Annotated in this window: 20 protein-coding genes and 3 pseudogenes; 2 read left to right on the top strand and 21 right to left on the bottom strand. The window is 45.2% G+C overall.

Annotated features, from left to right (window positions below; all coding sequences use genetic code 11):
- Window position 1 precedes the first annotated feature (1 nt).
- The 19 genes and pseudogenes from GM30_RS09475 to GM30_RS09395 form a co-directional block, all read right to left on the bottom strand.
- Window positions 2–1,320: pseudogene (locus GM30_RS09475) on the bottom strand (S49 family peptidase).
- Complete coding sequence (locus GM30_RS09470; RefSeq protein ID WP_049848419.1) at window positions 1,301–2,893, bottom strand: phage portal protein; 1,593 nt, start codon at window positions 2,891–2,893, stop codon at window positions 1,301–1,303. Before GM30_RS09470 ends, GM30_RS09475 begins: the two are co-directional and overlap by 20 nt.
- A complete protein-coding gene (locus tag GM30_RS09465; protein WP_049848418.1) occupies window positions 2,890–3,096 on the bottom strand; it encodes a phage head-tail joining protein in 207 nt (68 codons plus the stop codon). The genes GM30_RS09470 and GM30_RS09465 overlap by 4 nt, the downstream gene beginning before the upstream one ends.
- Complete coding sequence (locus tag GM30_RS09460; RefSeq protein ID WP_049848417.1) at window positions 3,096–5,018, bottom strand: phage terminase large subunit family protein; 1,923 nt, start codon at window positions 5,016–5,018, stop codon at window positions 3,096–3,098. The genes GM30_RS09465 and GM30_RS09460 overlap by 1 nt, the downstream gene beginning before the upstream one ends.
- On the bottom strand, window positions 4,990–5,496 hold the full coding sequence (locus GM30_RS09455) for a terminase small subunit (RefSeq protein WP_049848416.1): 507 nt from the start codon (window positions 5,494–5,496) through the stop codon (window positions 4,990–4,992). Before GM30_RS09455 ends, GM30_RS09460 begins: the two co-directional genes overlap by 29 nt.
- 320 nt (window positions 5,497–5,816) lie before the next feature.
- Window positions 5,817–6,044: a hypothetical protein gene (locus GM30_RS24145; protein ID WP_072092152.1), complete on the bottom strand. Its 228-nt coding sequence runs from the start codon at window positions 6,042–6,044 to the stop codon at window positions 5,817–5,819.
- 98 nt (window positions 6,045–6,142) lie between these two features.
- A complete protein-coding gene (ymcF, locus tag GM30_RS27155) occupies window positions 6,143–6,355 on the bottom strand; it encodes a cold shock small protein YmcF (protein WP_072094082.1) in 213 nt (70 codons plus the stop codon).
- Window positions 6,342–6,554 (bottom strand): transcription antiterminator/RNA stability regulator CspE, encoded by a 213-nt coding sequence (cspE, locus tag GM30_RS09450; protein WP_049848415.1) that lies wholly within the window; start codon window positions 6,552–6,554, stop codon window positions 6,342–6,344. The genes ymcF and cspE overlap by 14 nt, the downstream gene beginning before the upstream one ends.
- A 741-nt stretch (window positions 6,555–7,295) precedes the next feature.
- Window positions 7,296–7,520 (bottom strand): hypothetical protein, encoded by a 225-nt coding sequence (locus GM30_RS09445; protein WP_049848414.1) that lies wholly within the window; start codon window positions 7,518–7,520, stop codon window positions 7,296–7,298.
- 27 nt (window positions 7,521–7,547) lie between these two features.
- The gene (locus GM30_RS09440) at window positions 7,548–8,099 is read right to left on the bottom strand and encodes a hypothetical protein (RefSeq protein WP_049848413.1); all 552 of its coding nucleotides are present in this window, start codon (window positions 8,097–8,099) and stop codon (window positions 7,548–7,550) included.
- Window positions 8,096–8,620: a lysozyme gene (locus GM30_RS09435; RefSeq protein ID WP_049848412.1), complete on the bottom strand. Its 525-nt coding sequence runs from the start codon at window positions 8,618–8,620 to the stop codon at window positions 8,096–8,098. Before GM30_RS09435 ends, GM30_RS09440 begins: the two co-directional genes overlap by 4 nt.
- 1 nt (window position 8,621) lies before the next feature.
- Complete coding sequence (locus GM30_RS09430) at window positions 8,622–8,870, bottom strand: class II holin family protein (protein ID WP_049848411.1); 249 nt, start codon at window positions 8,868–8,870, stop codon at window positions 8,622–8,624.
- Window positions 8,871–8,935: 65 nt separating this feature from the next.
- On the bottom strand, window positions 8,936–9,988 hold the full coding sequence (locus tag GM30_RS09425; RefSeq protein ID WP_049848410.1) for a DNA-methyltransferase: 1,053 nt from the start codon (window positions 9,986–9,988) through the stop codon (window positions 8,936–8,938).
- 644 nt (window positions 9,989–10,632) lie between these two features.
- Window positions 10,633–10,815, bottom strand: a pseudogene (locus tag GM30_RS26730) (hypothetical protein); the annotation flags it as partial.
- Between the two features lie 195 nt (window positions 10,816–11,010).
- A complete protein-coding gene (locus GM30_RS09415; RefSeq protein ID WP_049848408.1) occupies window positions 11,011–11,418 on the bottom strand; it encodes an antiterminator Q family protein in 408 nt (135 codons plus the stop codon).
- A 17-nt stretch (window positions 11,419–11,435) separates the two neighbouring features.
- Window positions 11,436–12,466 (bottom strand): annotated as a pseudogene (locus tag GM30_RS09410) (DUF968 domain-containing protein).
- Between the two features lie 343 nt (window positions 12,467–12,809).
- Complete coding sequence (locus GM30_RS09405; protein WP_072094081.1) at window positions 12,810–13,505, bottom strand: Abi-alpha family protein; 696 nt, start codon at window positions 13,503–13,505, stop codon at window positions 12,810–12,812.
- Window positions 13,506–13,968: 463 nt separating this feature from the next.
- A complete protein-coding gene (locus GM30_RS09400) occupies window positions 13,969–16,422 on the bottom strand; it encodes a tetratricopeptide repeat protein (protein ID WP_155483955.1) in 2,454 nt (817 codons plus the stop codon).
- 599 nt (window positions 16,423–17,021) lie between these two features.
- Complete coding sequence (locus GM30_RS09395; protein WP_049848405.1) at window positions 17,022–17,273, bottom strand: hypothetical protein; 252 nt, start codon at window positions 17,271–17,273, stop codon at window positions 17,022–17,024.
- A 377-nt stretch (window positions 17,274–17,650) separates the two neighbouring features.
- On the opposite strand from GM30_RS09395, the gene GM30_RS09390 reads away from it, so the two are divergent.
- Both GM30_RS09390 and GM30_RS26090 read left to right on the top strand, forming a co-directional pair.
- Window positions 17,651–19,057, top strand: a complete 1,407-nt coding sequence (locus tag GM30_RS09390; RefSeq protein WP_049848404.1) for an ATP-binding protein — start codon at window positions 17,651–17,653, stop codon at window positions 19,055–19,057.
- Window positions 19,050–20,054, top strand: coding sequence for an O-methyltransferase (locus tag GM30_RS26090; RefSeq protein ID WP_049848403.1), 1,005 nt, complete (start codon window positions 19,050–19,052; stop codon window positions 20,052–20,054). The genes GM30_RS09390 and GM30_RS26090 overlap by 8 nt, the downstream gene beginning before the upstream one ends.
- Here the strand turns inward: GM30_RS26090 and GM30_RS24130 are convergent.
- Window positions 20,015–21,163: a DNA cytosine methyltransferase gene (locus tag GM30_RS24130; protein ID WP_072094080.1), complete on the bottom strand. Its 1,149-nt coding sequence runs from the start codon at window positions 21,161–21,163 to the stop codon at window positions 20,015–20,017. The genes GM30_RS26090 and GM30_RS24130 overlap by 40 nt on opposite strands.
- Before the next feature lie 441 nt (window positions 21,164–21,604).
- A complete protein-coding gene (locus GM30_RS09380) occupies window positions 21,605–22,453 on the bottom strand; it encodes an HNH endonuclease (RefSeq protein ID WP_049848402.1) in 849 nt (282 codons plus the stop codon).
- Window positions 22,454–22,473: the final 20 nt, after the last annotated feature.

The following is a 22,473-nucleotide window of genomic DNA, read 5'->3' as shown; positions in this document are numbered from 1 at the left end:
CTTAAACGGGAGTATTCATCAAATCGTCCCCGGCATCAGAGGCCGGGTTACCTGCCGCCACCGCACCGGGCGCACTTTCCATCAGGCGATCCAGCGCGGTATCTGAACGAACCTGAGCGCTCTGCGGCGCCGCCCCCAGAATGCGTTGTGCATTCTCCACCGTCATTCCCGGTGTTTCCGCCAGCGCCCGGGCCTGCGTTTCGCGCCCTCTGGCTTCTTCACAGTTCAGGATCCCCATGATGCGGGTATTTTCTTCACTGACGGCTTTTGCAATACGGGCATCCATATCCGGCGCTGCTGCCGTCGGGGCACGCTCTGTCATGACAGGCTCAGCCGCGGCGGGCTCAGTGACAGCGGCGCTCACCGCAGGGATTGTTTCTGCGGATGCAGTGGTACCTTTCATATTTCCTCCGGTCATCGTTTTACGTTGTTTATCAAGTGCATCGCGCATCACACTGAGCGCGTCGGTATTAATAACAAGCTCATCCGCCAGTCCGGCATCAATCGACTCAGCTCCGCTATAGACCGCAGCTTCGGTATTCAGCACGTCCCTGACAGACATGCTGGTATAACCGGCCACTTTTTCAGCGAACATCTGGCGGGTGGCGTCAATCCGCGCCTGAAAATCCGCGCGGATATCTTTCGGCAGTTTTTCGTACGGGTTGCCGTCGACCTTGTGATCGCCGCTGTAAATCAGCGTGACCTCAACACCCTGCGTTTTCAGCGCCGCGCCATAGTTGCTGTGCGCCATCATCACGCCAATCGATCCGACTCTGGCCGTCTGCGTGACCAGGCGATGAGAGGCAGCACTGGCGATAAGCTGCCCGGCGCTGCAGTTCATGTCATTCGCCAGCGCCCAGATGGGTTTGATGTCCCGCATGCGGGCAATCAGGTCAGCGCAGTCGAAAGCACCCGATACCATGCCGCCGGGGGTATCCATATCCAGCAGAATACCGTCGACACCCGGATCGCTGACCGCCTGCTGCAGGCGCGTGATAATGCCGTTGTATCCGGTCATACCGGAATACGGCTGCAGGCTGCGGGTTTTACCCACCAGCGTGCCGGCAACCGGCACCACCGCAATCCCGTTCGTTACCTGATAGCTTCTCGAAAGCCTGGGCCCCGGTTCGTCGTCTTCACCAAAGAACGCCATCGGGTCGGCAATCTGCTCGCTGTTCAGCGTGGTGCCGGAAAGGGTATCGGTCAGCNTGGACCCGCCAGCGCGCAAAAGAAAACCCGCGCATAGGCGGGTTCAAGCAGCAGCGGCTCATTGAAGGCCAGACTGGCAATATGTGGGAGATTACGCAGCTCGGGCGTCATCGTTCTCCTCCTTAGTGGAGTTTTTCAGTCCTGATTCAAAGGCAGAGGCTGCCCAGGCCGGCGGCGTTAATCCGGCAGCCCGTCGCTCCATCGTTTCTCGCACCTGCTGGGCAAAGATTTCCTGATAATCCTCCCCTCGTTTAGCACACTCTTTTTCGTAGGTGCTAAGCCCGGCCTCAATCAGCATGACCGCTTCCTGCACCTCCTTGAGACCATCAATCGCCATTCGGCCAGCACCAATCCAGTCACAATTGCCCCAGGCACTTCGGGCTTCCTGAAACGAGAACCGGGCGCGGGACGGCAGCATGACCACCCGCCGGACGATTGCCTCTTCGAGCCAGCACAAAAACATCTGACATGCCTGCCGGGAAGCTACAAACTTGCGGCGCCCCATGAAATACGCCCATGATTCATTGGCGCTGGCCCGCGCAGTGGAATAGCTCATCTGGGCATAATTTCGCGACAGTTGCTCATACGACACGCCGAGGCCGGCGGCGATATAACGCAGCAGCGACTGCTCGAAGACGGAATAACCATTGTCGGTATCCTGAGCAGACTGGAGGTTCAGGGAATCACCGGGCAGCAAGTGCGGCACTTTCGCACCGCCGAGGCGTACCGGCGCCGCGGCGTAATACGAGGCCATCTCGCCCAGCCAGCCGGTCATTCTTCGCTGCTGTTCTTTATTGTCAGAGCCGAGAATGAAGTCCATCGCCGTCTGTGTATCCAGCTCGCTCTCGATGGTGGCGGCATACATCGCTTTCACGATCGCGCTCTGTAACTGGGTGTTCTGCAGGGTGTCGAGCATTTTCATCTGCTCCATCACGCTGTAAAACACGTTGGCGCCCCGGGTCTGACCATCTTCAAGAGGCTCAAAGACATGAATGAACGACGTGCGACCGCCCGCCAGTTCGCGCGGGACGTACGTCCATTTCTGCGGTGACCAGCCGGGATAGTCATCTTCGCTGACGTAATAACCGATGGCAGCACCGCCGTTATCGAGCGCCACACCCGCGCGACAGTTGCGTGAATCACCAGTGTTATTTGGGTTGCTGATACGCTTCGGGCTGACCATCTTAAACTGCGTCCTGAACAGCCGGCTGGCGCTACTGTCCCAGGTGGCCTGAGCGCATAGTTCCCCGTTAAAGGCATGCATCGCCACGCCTTCACGTATCATCATGGTGAAGGTGCGTTTACGTTCAACGTCAATGCTGCAGCAATCATCCTCAGCGAACTCTTTCCAGGCTGCCTCCACTTCCCGGGAAAAGGCGCGGGCTTCCTCCTCACCAATCCCCAGAAAACGCCAGCTGGGACGGTGGCTTAATCGGAAAAACGAGCCCACGATATGATCCTGATGCAGTTGCACGGCATTTGCCGCATAACCGTTATTTCTGACCAGATCGTCGGCGCGGGCGTTACCGCGGACAAATTCTGGCAGAAGCGCCGCATCAGGGCTTTCACTGGGTGGATTCCAGGCGCGCAACTGACCACCGAACCCACCACCCCCGCCATGGTACCCGGCGTACTCCCGCAAAGAGGTTTTCCCGTCCGGACCTAATAACGCTGGTGATTTCATACATAGAACCCTGCCGGTCCCCGGCGCCTGTGAGTGATACCGATTTGAACTTCCAGATCGGCGATGTATTTTTTCAGGTCAGTCACAGAGGTAGCCGTAAACTCCACCCTGCGCCCGTCTTTTTGCACCGTCGCCACCCGCTTGCCCGTCATCAGCTCATGCAGCGCGGCGCGGGCGCTGTCCAGTTCGGCCTGTGTCGCCATCATTCATCTCCGGCTAAAGCCCGGGCATAATCTGCCAGGGTTTTGTTATTTTTCGAATTGCCGTCATCCTCCAGCAGACTGACCAGAAGTGAATCAAGGTTGAGTTGCCAGCGGGAAATACTGATCCGCAGCGCAGCCAGCGCGTAGACAAAGCAGTCAAGCGCCTCGTTGCGTCGTTTTTTGCTGTCCCAGAGGATTTTTCGTTGCCCGTTAACCCATTTTTCGACCTGCTCTTCAGCGGTCAGCTGCTGCGCCTCAGCCAGATCGTAAATGTCAGGGTTATTGGGGAAATGCACGGCGCCGGCAAGCGGTTCATCACCGTCGGCAACCAGAGTGAAGCGGTTGTAAATCTGTTCTTTCGCGGTATCGGTCCCCACTTCCGTCAGATACACACCGTTTTTGTTACGCTTGCGCGGCATGTTCGCCACCGGTTTGCCGTATACCGACGCCCCTTTGACGGGAATGACCCGGAACAGACCATGTTTTTTCGACCGTTTATAAACAATGGTGGGATCAATACCCCCGATATCCCAGCAGATACGGGAAATCGCCATCTCAACACCGTTACGCCGGGCGTAGACTTTATTGATCGCTTCATCGACCCTGAGAAGCGTGGCTTCATCATCATGACGGCCCATTATGATCTGCCTGTCGATAAGCCAGCTTTCTTCTCCCGGTCCCCATCCCCAGACACGCATCTCGTAACGATCAAGCTGTGAGTCAATGCCGGCAGTAAGATAAGCCACACGGTCCGGAACAGTTGTGATGAAGTGTTCCTTACGCGCTTCCAGCGTCTCGGCGTCAGGACGTTCGCCAATCGTGGGTTCCCACGTCTCACCTAACGTCGTGTTAACGAAGGTTTTGCGCTTGCCTGTATCCCCTTTCGTTTTCAGCCAGTCGCGGACGATCTGCACCCAGGTGGTGAAGGGACTGTAAGCCGTCCAGATATGAAAAGTAACGCTCTCCGGTGGAGCAATGTCAGCGCCGTAGGATGAAAACCAGCTTAAACCGTCATGCGTCCAAATCCCGGTACGCTCACAGATATAGCGGGCGTTGGTGAAGTCCAGTTCCTGTTGTTTAATCACACAGGCATTATGTTCGCAGAGATAAAAAACACTGGCCGGGTTATCCGCTTCCCACTTAAAGCCAAATGGGGTTTCTTTATCCCCAAATTTCAAATATTGCTCTTCACCGCAATGCGGGCAGCGGACATGAAACCGCATAAAATGCTCAGATTCACTGGCTGCGCGCTCTATCTGACACGAGCCTCGAAGCTTTGGTGTAGATCCACGAATGGATTTTGGCCAGACAGAGCCTTCAATACGTTTGTCACCCAGGAATGTAGGGGAACCTTCTTTCTCAATATCTTCATCAAACGATGCGAGCTCATCATACCCAACGACATCGACAGATTTTTCGCGGTAGTTTTTTGCTGCCTTGCCGCCAAGGCACCAGAAAATTTTGCCGTGGCTGTACCTCTTCATGACCAGGGTATTATCGCGGTGTTTTTTACCGAACCATGGTGCCAGTGACAGCAACACAGGGACATCGCGAATAGTCGGCTCGACATGGGATTTCATGAAATTCGCCGCATCCGTTTCCGTTGGCAGAAAAAGAAGCTGGTTTCGCTGCTTGTGCTCGGTGAAATATGCGAAGGTGGCCAACAGCATTTTGGAATAGCCGACGCGGGCTGATTTGATGATATTCACAACACGAATATAATCCGCCCCCATGCTGTTCATGATCGCCCGCTGATATGGCAATGTTTTCCAGCGCCCTTCCTGGTATGAGGATTCTTTGGGGAGGTAATAATGCGCGTCAGCCCATTCCACCACACTCACCGGGACAGGCCGAACCAGCCCCCGTAGCCCGTCGCTGATGCAGCGGGCCATATTACTCATCTGATATTCGGAGATATTCATCAAGGATGCCCGGTAGTTTTTGCCCGACACCGGCGGCAAGATTCATCGTTCTGGAAATTTCGGATTTGATAAAGGCAAGCTGCCTGTCTTCCGTTCCCGGGAAACGCCGTTGTATCGACAGGGGAAGCGCATCGAGAACGGAAGCAATTTCGCCGGCAATTCGGCTAAGCGCGAAGGAACAAAACTCGGTATCCACTACACGACGGCTGTCCCGATCGTTTTTAAGTTTCTGGCCAATTGCCTGTTCTTCGGTCAGCGCAATGCGCGCCATCAGAAGTTGTTTGTCGTGGTCGGTATTTTCATCGTCAGGTTGTTGTTTCCGCTCCTGGTGAGCCAGTCGGTTTTCGAGTACAGATTTGACATCATAGAGGACCTCACGACCCTTGCGCTGTACAGGTAAAACTCCCCATTTATCAAAAGCCTGTACCGATATTCCGAGAGAGGAAGCCATATCTGATTTGTTCAGCAAAACAGCCATCTCCGCTCCCTATTTATCAGTGACAACAAAACAACAACCAACCTCCTGAAAAAAGTCATACATCGCCAGAATCTGCGAGGTCGCCGCCCCGTAACAGGCCGATATGCCTGAAAGGACCCACAAACGATAATGGTTATCGATATCATCGATTCAACTGGGCTCGTTCAAACTATTTGAGTCCCGGATAATCACAGCTCGTACACTAATGGCAATGATGGCCACTCTGGCTGCACATGGCAGACGCGCATAAAAAAAGCCCCGCGGAAGCGAGGCTTAGTGTTCTTACAGAGACTACATGAAACCCTTCGTCCCTGGATGAGTCACGACAGTTTTCTGACTGCCTCAAGTATCTCATCTGATGAAAGATCTCTGTCGGAAGCCACATAGACCACTTTATGATCACCTGTAAGCGAAGGGAAACCGGCTGACATTATCGGAAGGTGGGCGTCTTCCCCATTAGGATAAGTGCGAAGGATTGAGGTAATCCCTTTCATTACAGAAACAGTAACTGTAGGTTCTGCATTGAAAAAAACGATAACTTTTTTCATGAGATTACCACTATGGAGGCAGCAGATAATTCTATAGAGTACCAAATTATCTACTGACAATTTAAAATTATAGGCCTCGTAAATCCGAAACTTTCATGTTACTTCCGAAAATCAAGGGCAACTTGCCCTGACTGGATATACGAAGCGATATTATCAAACGTAACCATTGAGGCTTTACAAAAAATACATTTTGCGCCGAACGGATTTTTTTCTGAAATATCAAAAGTAGATGTTCTGTATTGCGAACCGTGACAGCAAGGGCATCGGAAATGAATATGGGTAGTAATAATAGTATCCTTAGAGCGCCACAACGTTCACGGCAGATGGACCTTTAGGGCCATTTTCAATCGAAAACTCGACCTCTTGATTTTCATAAAGTGTTCTGAATTCATCACTTTGAATAGCAGAAAAATGGACAAAAACGTCCTTACTGCCATCTTTAGGCGTGATAAATCCAAATCCCTTCTCTGGGTTGAACCACTTCACTAATCCGTTAATTTTGTTTGACATGTATGTCACCTTTTCATTTTGTTTTCAATCAGTTATGGTTTGAAACAAAATTCACCAGATTAAAGAGAAACCCAAGAGGACATATCGACAGATATTAGTGATGAGAATTACTTTGAGGAATTATTTAGTGTCAAACCGACCGTTTCATTAACGCATGAATAGTCGAACCTGGCAAGACAAACTTTTAAAAAATTGTAAAGAGCCCGCATACCGGTGGATGAATGGCCCAAATATTAAAAAAATGAGGTCATTCCTGCCTTCATGTACCAGACTCCTTGTGACCTTTGATCACTGCCCCCTGAGATTCATTGGGAATTAGACTCAGGGATGAGTCAGTTTTTTAGAATATCCAGCAGCAGCGTCTCGTATTGAGGTACGAAAAACATTCGAATCTTTTCTATTATTAAATTAGAGATTTAACCGTTTCACTGACTCATAACGTTACACTTAAGTGGAATATTTTCATTTCACAACTGTAGCCATTCGCTCCCTCGCTATTAAGATAAGTCTCAATAACTTCCACTCTCGCTTGTTAGCTCATGAATATCTGCAAGACTTAGGCAACTCTGAAGTAGCATTTCTGCGTAAATCGGGGAAACCTCTCAAGGACGAGGCACTGCCATACGTTAGACATCATCACAAGAGTAAGAAGTACTCGATAATTTTCAAATGCCCTCGCACCAGGGGGCTCTTTTTCATTATCACAGACACTCAGAGAATGCCTGTTGTAATGCCAACGCATCATTCCGCTGGCTGAATATCAATGTAGTACTCTTTGCCCTGCTCGAACTGATCCAGTGCATCGGGGTTAGAGATGTGCATTTGCAACTCGCCGCTCGGGGTATACTTCGACCACTTTTTGTTTTCCGGTGTGTCGTCGATTACCGCGCTCATATGAACGGTCTGTGATTTGTTGCCATCGTATTTTTTGATGAAGTGACAACAGAATTTGGCTCGTACTGTCATGTTGGTTCCTCAGTTGAAAAAGCCCCGCTATTGCGAGGCTCTGGTTTTCTCTATTTCGCGTATGCCAGCCAGCTGGTTATTTGCCTTCCCGATAGCCGCCAGCAGCGGCTTAATCCACAACACCACCTGGCAATAAGTCAGCGTACTGGTGGTAGTGGCGCTATTACTGACTGCGTCAGCGTTCCCGGTATCGGTATGCATTTCGCTGGCACGTAAACTGTTCGCGTATTCGAGCAGCCCACCAGCGACATCAGCAGGAACAGGCAGATCACAGGTTTTTTCACGTTTGAGGATCTCCCGGTATTCGATGACGGTTTTATCGGTGCTGACATCAATCAATGAGTTAAGGCTGCTGGTATGCTCGGCTATCTGATTAAACCGGTTGAAATTGAATGCCTGTGTGGCTATGACCTGCCCCTGCAGAGCATTATCGCTACGCAGCACGTTATTGTCGCTCTGTACAGTGGCAAGGTTTGCGCGGCTATTTGCCAGCAGGACACACAGCACGGCGACAACAATCACGACACCCACCAGCAGAAGCGAGCGCCAGGATGCTTTGATATTTTCCTGGGTAATCATTTCAGACCATCCAGACAGAGAGTCTCTTCTTTACCGGCGCGCGTAACCAGTCCAGGAAGAACGCGACCACCACCATACACCCAGCGCGAAAACTGATAACAGGCTACCTTCACATCTCCGCTGCGGAATAAAGAGAACATAGTCGAGCCGCGCATATTGCCGCATCCTGAGCGGAAAGTTACCGACACAGCTGCGCTAAACGTATCGTCTGACAGGTTTCGACCATTGCCATAACGATTAACGCAGGATTCAGCGTCGAGAATGTTTTCTTCCCACTCTGCGGCGATCTGCTGGTCGTCCTTAATGGTGCCGTGCTTAACGCCGTGAGTATTGCCCAGGCCGTCAGTCAGCACACCCGCGGGACAAACGTAAGGATCACGACGGCATGATTCCGCATTACCGATTAACTCGAGGCCGCGCTCATTGGTTCGTACATGTCCATTTCCAAGCACAATCGAGATAATTACGGCAACTGAACAGATGATACCGGCCGCGCCACCTACTTTCTTTAGCGCTGCCATATCATTTATCCTGAGGAGGGGGCGTGATATAGCCGCGCTCAAGCGCCGCCTCATAGGCTTTGATCTGGCGGCGTTTAAAATAGAAGTTCACGAAGAATGTCAGCAGGCCGATAATGAAGCCGCCGACGACAGCGATCATGTTCCAGTCAAGGTCTTGCACCCATCTGGCGAAACTACCCCAGCAGATGAGGCTACCTGATGTACAATACCCCACCACCGAAGCTATTTTGTCAGGCATGATGTTTTTCATCCGACACCTCCTGCTTGAGGTGTATTGAGGGAAAATAAAGGCGACCGATAGTCGCCTCGCATGAATTATTTCCCTGTCATTCCCCGCACCTCGGTGACAGTCTGGATGAACCTTTCGGTTTCCAGTTCTACCCCTACCGCACGACGCCCCAGCTCTAAAGCAGCCTTAATTGTCGAACCTGACCCCATGAAAAAGTCAGCAACAAGATCGCCGGGCCTGCTGCTGGCAGTAATTATCTGCTGCAGCATATCAGCCGGTTTCTCGCAGGGATGTTTGCCGGGATAAAACTGGACGGGTTTATGTGTCCATACGTCGGTATACGGTACGGTCACATTCACAGAGAAATAGCGCCGGAGAGATTGATACTCCTCCAGCAGCTCTGAATATTTACGGTTTAACGAATGCCACGTGGCCACCAGCTGGTGGTGTGGCTTCTCAAGCTCATCGTTCAGGTGTTTCTCGATCGCTATTTGGGCGAATAACGCCTGCAGCTTGAGGTAGTCCATTTCGCCCGGCAGTTGCCACTGGCTGGTGCCGAACCAGTGCGACGCCATGTTTTTCTTTCCGGTGGCATCCGCTATCTGTTTTGAACTCACGCCCAGCGCATCACGCGCATCCCTGAAATAAGTGATCAGCGGAGCCATGACGTGTTGCTTCAGTTCGTTGCAATTTTCCGCATAGCCATCACTCTTTGGCTTATATGGTCCCTGGTAATGTTCTGCGAAAATTATGCGCTCAGTAGCAGGGAAGTATGCCCGTAGGCTTTCCTTGTTGCAGCCATTCCAGCGCCCGGAAGGTTTTGCCCAGATGATGTGGTTCAGAACATTGAAGCGCTCACGCATCATGATTTCGATATCTGACGCCAGCCGATGACCGCAGAACAGATAAAGACTTCCCGCGGGCTTCAGCACACGCCAGAACTCAGCGAGGCAACTATCCAGCCAGCGCAGATAATCCTCATCACCATTCCATTGATTGTCCCACCCGTTCGGCTTCACTTTGAAGTAAGGCGGATCGGTAACAATCAGGTCGATGGCATCATCAGGAAGCGATTTGAGGTAGTGCAGGCAATCAGCGTTGATCATTTCAACACTGGATATTTTTACAGTACTTTTCATAGATCAGTAAGCGGGACTCTGATAGGCTCACTATGCTTTTGCGCTAAAGCGGTGGGCCCTGGTTCGCTTGTGATCTGAAGCATGAGCGAATGGCTGGTCGGGTGCTACAACACCCACCAGCCGCCCATTTTCACAGCAGGAAACCTCCGGTTAATGGAGGCACTTATTGCTGGCCTGCTATCCGCAAAAGGCCAGTAAAGAAAAGCGAAATGTGTTGAGTTAGCATAAAAAAAGACCAGCGATGGGGCTCGCTGGTCTCGAGTAAAATTATCGTGCAGATAATGGCTGTTTATGGTTTTACTCTTAATGCACTCTATGAGTCAAAGTAAGAATAGTTGAGATTCGTTTCGTTACAAGTCATTGTAAATAAAAAAATAAGACCGTAATAAGACTGCGGTAATTAACAGTAAAACAGGCTTTACGTATTACAGTTACTGCCCCGCATTCAGTTCTATTGCCTTAATGCCTGCTATTTTTGCCTGCTCGTTGTACTGCTCTACCAGAGCGGCAAGGTCAAGTTCTGCTCGCTCCAGCTCGCGTCTGGCGTCATTGCATAGCTCCGCCGCGCGTTCGACATGGAAACGCAAAAAGTCACATTGCTGCGTTGCTTCTGCTACTGAATTGAAACCACGAGAATAATCGCCAGGCGCTTCCAGTGGTCCACTCAGCACTTCTACTTCGCCATTATGGCAAAGGTCGTCGCCGCGCGTTACATACCACGCCCCAATCACCGTTTTACCAGTATCGAGGTCATTGATAACCTCCGGAACGTAATACGCAATCTGTTGCCCGCCGTTGTACTGAATCCAGTAGTAACCTTCTTTCATAAGCACCTCCAACTTGTGTAGCTGTGAGTATAGCGGCGCTGGAAAAATAGTGGATTTAGAAATACTACAAACCAGATTAAGAAGTGCTTAAAGAACGAAACCCCGTCAATTATGACAGGGTTTTAGGTATTAAGTGGTGTGGCGAAGTAACCACTCTTAACAGAGTATTCTGTTTTTTACGTACGTAAACTTTTTTTATCCATTAGCCACTAATTTCGTTTCAGGCATGCGGGAAACAAACCTGTCCATTTCCAGTCGGACATCGAGCATCATCAGCATGCCTTCAACGACGCCCTCTGCTTTCTGCAATTTCTTTCCGATATGACCATCAGAGCAGTCATGCTTATGTGCCAGAGCCATAAACGTCATGCCTATCACGTAATAATCCACCAGTAGATCGTGCAGGTCGCTATTATTCTTGTTCAGGCGAGCCATGCAGCCGCAGAGAATCATTGCATCATCATCACAGCATTGAGGGCGTGATCTTATCTTTGTGGGAATAAGCCCCTTAAACCCCGCAGCAATCGGGGACCAGGCAACGTCTTCATGGTTACTGGCAGCCCAGGCGCCCCATCGTTCGAGTACCATTTGAATATCACGCATTGCTCATCTCCATACACTTACGCTTTCACGATTACGCCTATCGCCAGCGCCCGATCCAGAAACCGGTACAGCAGCTCAAGCTGCGTGCCGTGCTTCTGTTCAAATGCCGCAACGTCGGCATGTAGCTCGTCGTGGCACACTCTGCACAGTGGGATCACGAAGAGGTCATGGGCTTTTGTTGCAGTGCCACCCATACCATGCCCGATGATATGGTGAGGATCGTCAGCTGGTCGCTGACATCCGGAGCAGGGTTGGGTCTTCACCCAGTCGGTGTAGGGTTTGCATATCCAGCGACGCCGTTTCGGTCGCAGCATGAAGGATTCCGGAGATTCAGGGTCAGCCGCCAGCGTCAGTACTTTTGGCTGTTCTTCTGCGGGTGGCATATTGATCGGCTTAACCTGTGCCATCTCTCGCTGCAGAATGCTGGTGGCCGGAACCGAGGGAACGATGTCACTTTCCTTATAAACCGACAGGAACGGCTCAACCGGCAGCAACAGAGAACGTGCCGCCATCTCTTCGGTAATTGCATCGCCGATCCCGGCACATACAGCCCACCAGCACAGTTCAGCCAGAGCCAGCTCACGCTCTTTGTTGTACCGGAGCCTGATACGAACGGTGTCGATCACCCAGTCAATGACGTTCCTGCGTGCCAGCGCCGCCAGTTGCTCTGTAGTTTGCTCGCGCAGCTGGTTCTCACAGTGCCAGCACAACAACATTGAGCCCGGCGGGTGGCGCATGGTCACCAGCTCTTTGTGGTGGTATTCCGAGTGAGGGTACTGGCATTGTCCCCCAGCCAGTATTCCAGTCCGGACAGACCACCTGCGGCGGCGATCACTCTCTCGTCTGTGAAGAAGGGTTCGAGCGACTTGTCGTCTGCCAGCGGCTGGCGCGCATCAGGCACCCTCCCCGACGGCAGGTGCGCCATGCTGGCTGGTTCAGATTCGATCAGCACGCGGCCATGACGGAACATACCCAGCAGCTCGCTGCCCGGTTTAAGCAGCACGACACCCAGACTTCGGGCAACGTCAGGTTTCAGCAGGATCCTCACGCTTCACCTCTGCAGAGATGAAACGCTGAAAACAAAAAAAACGCAGGTGCATTTCTGCATCTGTGACAGGTGGGAATGTGTTCTGATTGCCGTTTGCACTCTGAGTCCCCTCAAAGCGCAGAAGTCACCAGAGGTGTTCAGGCTCCGGTGACATGAGTATGGCGGGTTGATTATGGAAAATCAAAACATCTTTTTAGAGGTCGGCTATGAGCGAGGAGCGGACGTTATTATCGCAGTAATGTATGGTATTTAATGAAAATGAATAGTTTCTCTTAATGGAAAACTCATATAACACCAACTGTGAGCCGCACTAATGCGGCTCTCAGTAAGATGGTAAATTATACTAAATGTTATCTAAGGCAGCGGTACAACACTCGAAGAACAAGCGACCAAACTTTGTTAACTCAATAAACCACATGTCATACTGACCCGCAGTAAGCTCTGCCCAGCTATCCCATTTTTTATTTGAATGGTTGTTATTATATTCCAGAAGCCCTAACTTATTAAGATGTTCAATGTAAATATAGAAGTTTTCCGGATAGTAAAGCTCCTCTGGTTTTAGTGCCAGATCTAAAAGTTTAGTTTCTACGTCATGAATGGGGAATGTTAAGTCATTCAAAAAAGCTTCCCTTTCTGTTTGACTGACCAAATCCCAATTCTTTTTATCTCTGACATAAATCGAAGGTTTTTTTTCAGACAAGCGCAATAAGAATAGTGCTTCATCAGATGAAAGCTGTCCGATAATTGGCAAAAATGCCGGGTGCGCTTGATGTGTTCTTTCAGTGTCCATAGAAGCGGCCAGCAATTCAACGTAAAGTTTTCCAACTAGTGACTCGCAATCATGGTGCTTAAGCTTATCGGCAATGTCCAACAATAATCCTTCGGGTGGTACAACACGTCTTTCTTCCGATACTTGCTGTAATGCTTTCGAAAAACCTCTGTCGATTCGGTCTTGTATATATGCTGTACATTGGATAGGGAAAGTTACAAGCCGAAGTGTTTTGGCAAGATCCTCGCCAAAACGACCGAACTGCCTCAATATTGATTGAGAAGAGTCGATATACAGTTGGAGCCAAACCTCTTAAGGGATTGACTCTATTAGCACTTTTGTTTCCTTTTCCAATTCCAAATTATCCTCGCAAACATCGTTGATAACATAACATCACCAAATGCACTATTTGATACTATTATATTTTTTCCTGACTTTAATATACATTTAAGGCCCTGCAATGCTACATTTTTTTAACTCTTTGCCGATGAAGAAATCCCACTGTTCGAGATCAGTAATTTTGGAGTATGTATGATTTTTCCAACGTCCGCTGATGGCTCAAAGCCAGCTTACAGAATCCTCTCCCAATATTGGAGAGGATTATACACCCGGTATTACTTTGAAATTCAGTCATTAGCCACCATATGATACACGTCCACTCCATATCATCTATTTCTTTTACTATTCTCGTATTTGACGAGCATGGTTTTCACAGGCATTGAGGCTTCGCACCTCATCTCCGCGACCTAGTTCTCGTTGCCCTTAGTGCGCTAAGTCGATTTCGAGTCAGTCCTTGATATCGCTGAATATCACTTTTGTTTTTTGCATCATAACCTCTATAGTTTGTATTCTTTCTGTCAGCTTGCTCTAAAAGATCAAGCGCTGTTTCTAGAAGCTCAATTTTACGGTCTATCATTTCTTCATCTTTTGCTTGGTAATATCTCGCTATGGCTTTTCTAAGCATACAGAAAGAAAGACTCCGTCCAGCATCTTGAGCCTGATCAATATACTTATCGCCATCCTGAATATTTCCTAATCTGTAATGAACAAGTGCAAGCCCTACAATTGCATCACAGTTCCTTTTATCAAGTTCGACTGCTTTTTCCGATATTTTTTTTGCATAGGAGTAATCTGTTGTCTTGTTTAATAAAAACCAAGAAAATCTATCGTGCAAGGCTGAGTTTACTGGATCATCTTCAACTGCAAGTTTGTACATGTTAATAGCATTATCTATATCTCCTTTATCAACATAAACCTTTGCAGCCTTTGCATATTCACTTCTAAATGCTTCAGCGATTCGATCTGTTTTATATTCTTTATCAATTTTTTCTCGTTCTGCAGCATAAGAATCAACTAGTTCAGCTATCTTTTTGAGATTTTGTTTTTCCTTTAAATCTAATTTACCAAATTGCTGAAGAAAAAATCTTTTCGCCAAATCAACAAGTTCAATCGTGTAAGTGCGCCCATAGTCAGTTAGAACCGAAAAATGCGTTTCTTCAAGTCCTTCTTGGAATTCAGTATGTTGTATACCAATTTTTTGGCAGGTTCTACTAATTGTATTTTGATCCAAAGGGCTAGACAAATGTATTAACGTCAAAAAGACTTCCTTCTGAAGCTGATTCAACCTTTGCCAAGCATCTTCATATAAGAATTCCAGCAGGTCTTCATTTGATTTTTTGAATACAGTATCGATTGCTATATCAATACCACATGAGCCACGCGCAATATATTTTACCAACGCCTCTAGAAGAATTGGCTTGTGCATCAGTTGTTCTGACACCTTTCTCAATTTAGCTTCACCAGCTTGTTGTATCGGTTTGGCACAAAATTCATCAGCTAATCTTTTCATTAGATTGACTCCTTCAATCTCAGAAAGACCTTCAATAGCTATTGGAGTTGCTTCAATGAATTCTCGTCGCCTTGATGTTATAATTATTCTTCCTATCAATTTCCCAATTGTTTTGAAAAAAGCACCAAGATCTTTAACTTCTTGAGAGTTTGTTGCGAGTGTTTCCGTATTGTCTATTATTAAGAGAATATCGTCGCGTGTAAGTTTGTTCTCTTTCAAGACACTAATTGTCTTATCAACCAGCTGTCGTCCTGAGGTTGTATACCATTCCTGGCTAAGAACAGGATGGAAGCATCTGACAAGTTCTCTCAAACACTCGTCCATTACTGGAAGTGTCCCAGTTAAATGAACTAACCCCTGATCAGTCCATCTTGTCATTTTGGCCGTATGGTAACTAATAATAGTGGGTAAAGGCTCATTGAAATCATATTGGCTTTCTAAAAAAAGATTCAACATTTCAAGAACTAAGGTGGTCTTTCCATATCCGCCATCACCATAAACTAGGCAGTATCTTGAATCCTCGTCATCGATCCATTCTTGTAATTGCTTAAGTTCAGCTTTTCTTCCCTCGAACGTATCTGTTTGCCTTACGGGGATATTATGGAAAAAAGAATAATTTTTATTATTAGAAATAATATCTGCAAGTTCGTATCTGCCAATTGGCTTTATGCTAATAGTGTTAAAAACGTTATCTTCATCAAGATCAACAGTAAACTCTTCAGCATCTTCAGTAGACAATAACTGTCCTTTTAATTTCCATACACCTTTTCGCACAGTAATATTCAAAACTACAACAACATTATTCTTAATATATAAAGGAGTCGTTATTTTTGTTCCGCTAAAATTTTTTAGGGGTAAAAGCACACCATCGGAAGAAATATCTGGTAATATTTTCGAAAAAATTGTTAAGCAATCCTTAATTATTGCTTCCGTTTTATTTACCCATTTATTAGTAATGTTCGCATCCAATACGCCATGCCCAGGCCTTTTATTCCTAAACTCTACCCAATCAACTAACTGTTTTGACAAAGGTTTCTCTATTTCCCTTGTTGACTCAAACCATCCACGCAAATAATCATTTGCAACATAACTCCTTACTATTGGAGCTATAGTATCTAATATTTGTAATGGTAATCCATCTGATGGTCTACAAAATCGGTTTGTCAATTCGGATAAATCGTATTCGTCACTCGGGGTTAAATTTTTCGCAATCTCAAAAGAAGATACAACAGCAACCTGAAGTAGTGATCTTAAAATCGACGTTAAATAAGTTAATCTTTCCGAATGATTTTGTATCTCTTTTGCTGAATGCAAATGACCAAGATATATCTTTTTCATGATAACTAGTTTTCATCCTGAGAAATTTGAAGTCTATCACACATATAAACAGCAACACTGGTTAGCATTCCGATACTAGTAAATCTAATACCAATTACCATAAGTCACTAAAGCATAAGCATAAGCATAAGCATAAGCATAAGCATAAGCATAAGCATAAGCATAAGCATAAGCATAAGCATACTTTCGAAGATTACATCATACTAACGCGATTTACAACCATAGTAGATATAACTATATTTATAGTTTATGAAAACCTAAATTTCATTTTTCCACAAGAACAGGTTTATTTGTTAAATTTCATTTATACAAAAGAGGATATTCTAAAAAAACATTAGAACTTTTTATGGGTGTCCGCTTTTAGAACAAGTCTGCTAGTGGCTACGCCATTAGGAAGCTTGAACAAGAAGTAAATGTTAACAGTTTCTACTCATGGCCGCGTTAGAGAAAAACCAGTCGTGACGACTGGCTCTTTTTTGATATTGTTTTTAATTATGCCAGCCATCCATTAGCAGCTAGTGAGTCAGTCCTTTGAATGGAAGTTCGTAAAATCAATCATTATGCTCAGGATGGTTATACGGTCAGTGCCTTTTGCCTTCTCAGGGTTGTAATTTGCATCCGCTACGCATCGATTTTCGATGCGCTCTAGAAAGCTGACGCTTGTAGTCATCGCCAACTTTTTCGCCGATTAAGATTAGTATGATATCTTCCATCTTGTTGGTCTTGATCGACTCTGTCAGGTCATAGCGGATATCACTGCGACTATGAGCCATATCATAAGCAAGCCTCTCTGCATCCTGTAAGACGGCCCGGACATAACGTAAAATATCTTCCTGTACAGCTGTTCCCAATTGTGACGCGCCATTGCTACTGGCTGACGCTTACACTTGCACCTAGTCTGTCGATGAAGAGTTTGCGGTATCGGTAGCTTTTGCCATAAGATTTTTGAAATCCTGCGATGAAAAAAGAGTGAATTAGCCCCCATTTTTTATCTGAGATTTTACGGGCTTTAGCGGATAATAAGGTGGCATTTTATCTGCTGTTGCCAGCAAGTGTTGTATCGATACTTTCTGTAGAGGTCTCTTAATGTAGTTGCGTTGCAACCAAACGACTTGCTTAACATGTAAATTTTTGAGTGGTTTTTATGGATCTTGAAGGAAAGTAAAGTTATAACCATCTCATAAATTAGGATGCAAAAAGATGGAACCTATCAAAAGAGGATATTCAATTGACTATACCAAGTATTGATGCTTCTCCTGCCAAAAAATTTTTTGTAGACATGCTAACGCGCGACATCGAGTTAGCTGATGCTATTCTTGATCTAGTCGACAACTGTCTAGACGGAGCAATGCGACAAACTGACCATTTAGATTCTAAGAATAATAGATACAAAGGTTATTATGCTCGTTTAGAAATGAATAAAGATCATTTCATTATCGAGGATAATTGCGGAGGAATCTCACAGCACATTGCCATCACCCAAGCTTTCAGATTGGGAAATACTAATTTTGGACATGACCAAAACATGCCTACAATAGGCGTTTATGGTATCGGCATGAAGAGGGCCATGTTTAAAATGGGAGCGCATTCCATTGTTTCTACTAAGACAGAAACGGAAGAGTACAATGTAATAATCCCCCCTGAATGGTTAGTCAATGATCACGATTGGAACTTAGAATTAACTCCCACTAAAACAGGACTTGTGCAGTCTGGAACAAGAATAGAAATAACTCAAATTAGAGATGGGGTAGCCCGTCTTTTAGATGATCAAATTGTATTCCAGTCGAATTTAATGAATATAATCTCTCATCATTTCGCCATCGTAATAAATAAAGGGTTCACAATATATTTAAACAACAATGAAATTAAACCTAGCCTCACAAGTCTAATGTTCGATGAGAAGGCCTTCAGCAATAATAAAGGTATAACACCATATGTTTATATTAATGAGTGGGAAGGGGTCAAAATTGAGCTTACAGTAGGTTTTTATCGAGATCTTACAACAGATGAAGAGGACGAAACATTCCTTGAATCGCGGAACTCAAGTGAAAAGGCAGGTTGGACGATAATATGCAATGATCGTGTTGTTGTCTATGCTGATAAAACCCGACTTACAGGTTGGGGTGAAGCGACTGTTCCAGGATATCACACTCAATTTATAGGTATTGCAGGAGTTGTTAAGTTTACGTCAAATGATGCATCTAAATTACCTGTCACGACTACGAAAAGAGGTATCGATGGTAATAATGAGATGTATCTCGCTGTAAAAGACTATATGCGTGAAGGATTAAAAACATTCACTAATTTCACAAATAAGTGGAAGTCATTTGGTAATAGCAATACAGTCAAATCATTAAGTAATACTACTCTTCCTGCATCATCAGGAGAAATAGTAGATAAAATTCCCAAGAAGCAATGGAAATCTAACCCAAAAGAATTCGGTGGCAAATTCTACAGGCCGAGTTTGCCTATGCCAAAGTTAGAAAATAAAATAAAAACCATCAAATATGCTGTTGGTGTTAATGATTTCAATATTGTTGCAGAGCATCTTTTTGATAATACTGAAGTGTCAGCGAGTGAACTGGGTAGAAAAATTTTCGACAATGCATTAATTGAGGCCAAAGAAAATGAGTAAAGGAAATACCATACCCTATCACCTTCGGCATAACAAAGCTGTCGAAAGGAATCTTTTTATTGATTTATTAAATAAAGTCAACAATTGTCTAAATATATCTGACTATATTTATGTTGGATTTGGGGGGCAATTTTTAGAAGATTTCAAAATAATGCATTCAGCATTAAAAATAAAAAAAATGATTTCACTTGAAAAAACAGAAAACACACACGACAGGCAAAAATTTAATATGCCAGTTGCATGTGTGGATATTGGAGAAAAGCCACAAACATCCGGGGAATTTCTAACTAATTATAATTTCAAAAAAAGAACCAGACACGTTGTTTGGCTCGATTATACTGAACCATCCGAATTAAATGAGCAATTGAATGAGGTTCAATTGCTGTGCAGTAAATTAAACCCTTACGATATAATCAAGGTTACCTTGAATGCACACGCAGAAACATTAGGAAAGGACAATACAAGGCCTAATTCAGTTGACCCAAGAGAATATCGAGCAGAGCGCTTAACCGAAATACTCGATGCATTCTCACCCTATCCGCTTATGCGTGAACATGCTGGATCAAAAATTTACCCAACCACACTATTGCATGCATTGAAAAAAGCAATGGTCATGGGTGTTAGTAATAAACCTGAAGTTATTATCCAACCCCTATCTTCCTTTTTTTATGCTGATGGACAAGGAATGCTTACGGCTACCGCAGTTATTTTGGAAAGCAAAGAAAATATTATTGATAAATTCTTCAAAAAAAGCCGTCTTGTACATTGGCCTTTTTTGGACAAAGAATGGATAAAACCACGAGATATAAGTGTTCCGGTAATGTCTATTAAAGAGAGGCTACTTATTGAATCAAAATTACCGAATGGAACACCAGAAGAAATAACTAAGGCATTGGGATTCAATTTAGCCGAAGACGAATCCCAAACGCACTCACAATTAAAAACATTTATTGAATATCAAAGAGCAATTCCTTGGTTTTCAAAAGTACAATTTTGAATGTGTTTTTTACATAGTTCAGCCAAAGGTAATAGCATAGCTTCAGCCACAATTGGGCTTACGCTATTACCTATCTGCCTAAAACTATGCCACTTTGTTGAGTGAAACTGAAACCAATCAGGGAAACCTTGTAAGCGTGCTGCTTCTCGAGGACTAATAACACGTGGCATAAATGGATGAATAGGTCTTACTGCTTGGTAACTTCCTTTATCTTTAGCTGTTCCTGCTCTCAAGGTTGGGCAAAAACCATCTGGATCAAGGCGCATAGATCTAGAAACCTTATCGGTTTCACCATAGCTTAATTTTTTATAACGTAATTCAACTTCTGGGCTATGCCGAGTTCCTAAAAAACCGGAAACGTAATTTCTCTGAAGCTTTTCTAGAGCGAGTAAATCTCCAACGCCCTCAGGCACCTCTCCCCATAGCTTCTCAAAGAAGTTACCTTCATAATTTCTTTTTATTAACCTCCAGCCATCTTCTTCTGACTGCCATGAACTATGAACATTAAAATCTATACCAAGCAAAGCGTCTTTAACTGTGGTTTTTTTTATACCTGCTTTGGGTAAGAAATTTATTTCCTGCAAAGAGCCTTCACTTAAATCTTTTCTGAATCCGATAAAAAATATGCGTGTTCTCGTTGTCGCAGCACCATAATCAGATGCTTTAACTTTTATCGGGTCTAACAGCCAATAGTCATCTTTAATTAAACTGAACGCGCTATTACGTATAGCATCATATTTTTCGCTCATTATACCAGGTACATTTTCAGCTAAGAAACATACAGGTTTCATTTCAGATATTAATCGGAAAAAATGAAAATACAGCTGATTTCGTTTATCCATAACATCTCCCTTACCAATAGCGCTAAACCCTTGGCAAGGGGGTCCTCCTACCAGACAATCAAGGGTATCTAAACCCAAGCTGGTAAGTAGTGCCTGCCCCTTGATGCTTGCCACATCATCAGTAAAATGTCTTGACTTTGGGAAGTTAACATGATGTGAAGCAATGGCGAATTCATCAATTTCAATGGCTGCTGCGACGTTAAAGCCAGCCCGGGCTGCGCCTAGGCTCAACCCTCCAACTCCAGCAAATAAATCAATCACATTCATGAGATTATTAGACTCCGAAAACCTTCTCTACATATTATCATACTTCCGTCAAAATAACCCCATCTGACTCACCCCCCAGCTCAGCCCCAACCAGATGCTTTCACAGCTACTTAAGCGGCGAAGGCATCGTAAATTTTCTTTTTTTGTTGTACTACTTTATCTTTTATCAGTCAAAGCCTGCTCGCCTGGTTGCCGTTGCGCACGCCTGGTTGCCGTTGCGCAAATGCTGGCACTTTATCACTTCTTGGTGCAGCGATAATTCGGCGGTACAGTGAAAGAGGAATCCTTTATCTCTTTCTTACTTCCTGATCGTCTAAAGCCTTAACTGTAGTCAGTTGAAATTTATCACAAAACTGACTTTCGATTCTCCTTTTGGGAGTGCTAAGCAAATGTGATACAAACTGGCTAAGTCTCCGGATATTACTTACACAATAGGAGATTTTAAATCATATACCATGGATAATAATCATTTGAAGATTCATTATGTTTTGCCTTCTTCGTTTGGTTACATTGGCTACAAAGGAGTTGTATATTTGAAACATCGTTTATTCCGAATCTAGCAAGAGGAACAATATGGTCAAAGTTCTCAGCGTTAAATATATTAACCAAATCTGTAAGGTCTTTTTTACAGATGACACAACGTCCTTTATCTCTATAAAAAGCTGCTTTTTGCACCCATTTTGGGATATGAGCTCTTTTTAAATATCCTTTTTTTGTAATAGTTTTCGCATCAACATCTCCACTATCCCAGTCAGATTCTCTAACTCCAGAAATCATTTCATTAAATGATTGAAGAAGAAGCCTATTACCAAAAAGTATATAAAAAACCTCTTTGACTGTTTTAATTATATAATCATCAAACTCCATACTATTATGAAAATTGGTTAGAAAACCTTCAAGGTCATATACTGTACTACTCCTAAGCGGAATGTTATTTTTACTAAGATATTCAATATAAGAGTCATACATTGTTTCAAAAGAAACAATAGGATTGCCATTATTTGCTTTATATCGCGAGGTATAACTTTTAAAAGCGTTAAGCTTCGCATCAAGATTTCTAGAATTATACTCTTCAGAGTAAATAGCCAATACAATAAACTCTATGAACCGATGAAAATGCGACCATTTTGGAAACGCTTCTGAAAAACTTTGTGATCTCCCATCCCCATGGAATTCATCAAGACCACGAACATACGCACCTTGATCATTTAAAATATTTTTTATTGCATAACAAAAATAATAAGTCTCATGATATTCATGATCTTCATACTCTTTTTTTTCCAAATTCATGTATCCTCCTTCTCATACTT

The organism is Trabulsiella odontotermitis (genome assembly GCF_001188485.1).
In the GTDB taxonomy this organism is placed as follows: domain Bacteria; phylum Pseudomonadota; class Gammaproteobacteria; order Enterobacterales; family Enterobacteriaceae; genus Trabulsiella; species Trabulsiella odontotermitis_A.
This window is presented reverse-complemented; position numbering and strand designations above follow the sequence as displayed.

What these genes read in the sequence shown, in the direction of transcription:
- GM30_RS09470 (WP_049848419.1), bottom strand. Translation starts at nt 2,893, where the DNA reads ATGAAATCACCAGCGTTATTAGGTCCGGACGGGAAAACCTCTTTGCGG.
- GM30_RS09465 (WP_049848418.1), bottom strand. Translation starts at nt 3,096, where the DNA reads ATGGCGACACAGGCCGAACTGGACAGCGCCCGCGCCGCGCTGCATGAG.
- GM30_RS09460 (WP_049848417.1), bottom strand. Translation starts at nt 5,018, where the DNA reads ATGAATATCTCCGAATATCAGATGAGTAATATGGCCCGCTGCATCAGC.
- GM30_RS09455 (WP_049848416.1), bottom strand. Translation starts at nt 5,496, where the DNA reads ATGGCTGTTTTGCTGAACAAATCAGATATGGCTTCCTCTCTCGGAATA.
- GM30_RS24145 (WP_072092152.1), bottom strand. Translation starts at nt 6,044, where the DNA reads ATGAAAAAAGTTATCGTTTTTTTCAATGCAGAACCTACAGTTACTGTT.
- cspE (WP_049848415.1), bottom strand. Translation starts at nt 6,554, where the DNA reads ATGTCAAACAAAATTAACGGATTAGTGAAGTGGTTCAACCCAGAGAAG.
- GM30_RS09445 (WP_049848414.1), bottom strand. Translation starts at nt 7,520, where the DNA reads ATGACAGTACGAGCCAAATTCTGTTGTCACTTCATCAAAAAATACGAT.
- GM30_RS09440 (WP_049848413.1), bottom strand. Translation starts at nt 8,099, where the DNA reads ATGATTACCCAGGAAAATATCAAAGCATCCTGGCGCTCGCTTCTGCTG.
- GM30_RS09435 (WP_049848412.1), bottom strand. Translation starts at nt 8,620, where the DNA reads ATGGCAGCGCTAAAGAAAGTAGGTGGCGCGGCCGGTATCATCTGTTCA.
- GM30_RS09430 (WP_049848411.1), bottom strand. Translation starts at nt 8,870, where the DNA reads ATGAAAAACATCATGCCTGACAAAATAGCTTCGGTGGTGGGGTATTGT.
- GM30_RS09425 (WP_049848410.1), bottom strand. Translation starts at nt 9,988, where the DNA reads ATGAAAAGTACTGTAAAAATATCCAGTGTTGAAATGATCAACGCTGAT.
- GM30_RS09415 (WP_049848408.1), bottom strand. Translation starts at nt 11,418, where the DNA reads ATGCGTGATATTCAAATGGTACTCGAACGATGGGGCGCCTGGGCTGCC.
- GM30_RS09400 (WP_155483955.1), bottom strand. Translation starts at nt 16,422, where the DNA reads ATGAAAAAGATATATCTTGGTCATTTGCATTCAGCAAAAGAGATACAA.
- GM30_RS26090 (WP_049848403.1), top strand. Translation starts at nt 19,050, where the DNA reads ATGAGTAAAGGAAATACCATACCCTATCACCTTCGGCATAACAAAGCT.
- GM30_RS24130 (WP_072094080.1), bottom strand. Translation starts at nt 21,163, where the DNA reads ATGAATGTGATTGATTTATTTGCTGGAGTTGGAGGGTTGAGCCTAGGC.
- GM30_RS09380 (WP_049848402.1), bottom strand. Translation starts at nt 22,453, where the DNA reads ATGAATTTGGAAAAAAAAGAGTATGAAGATCATGAATATCATGAGACT.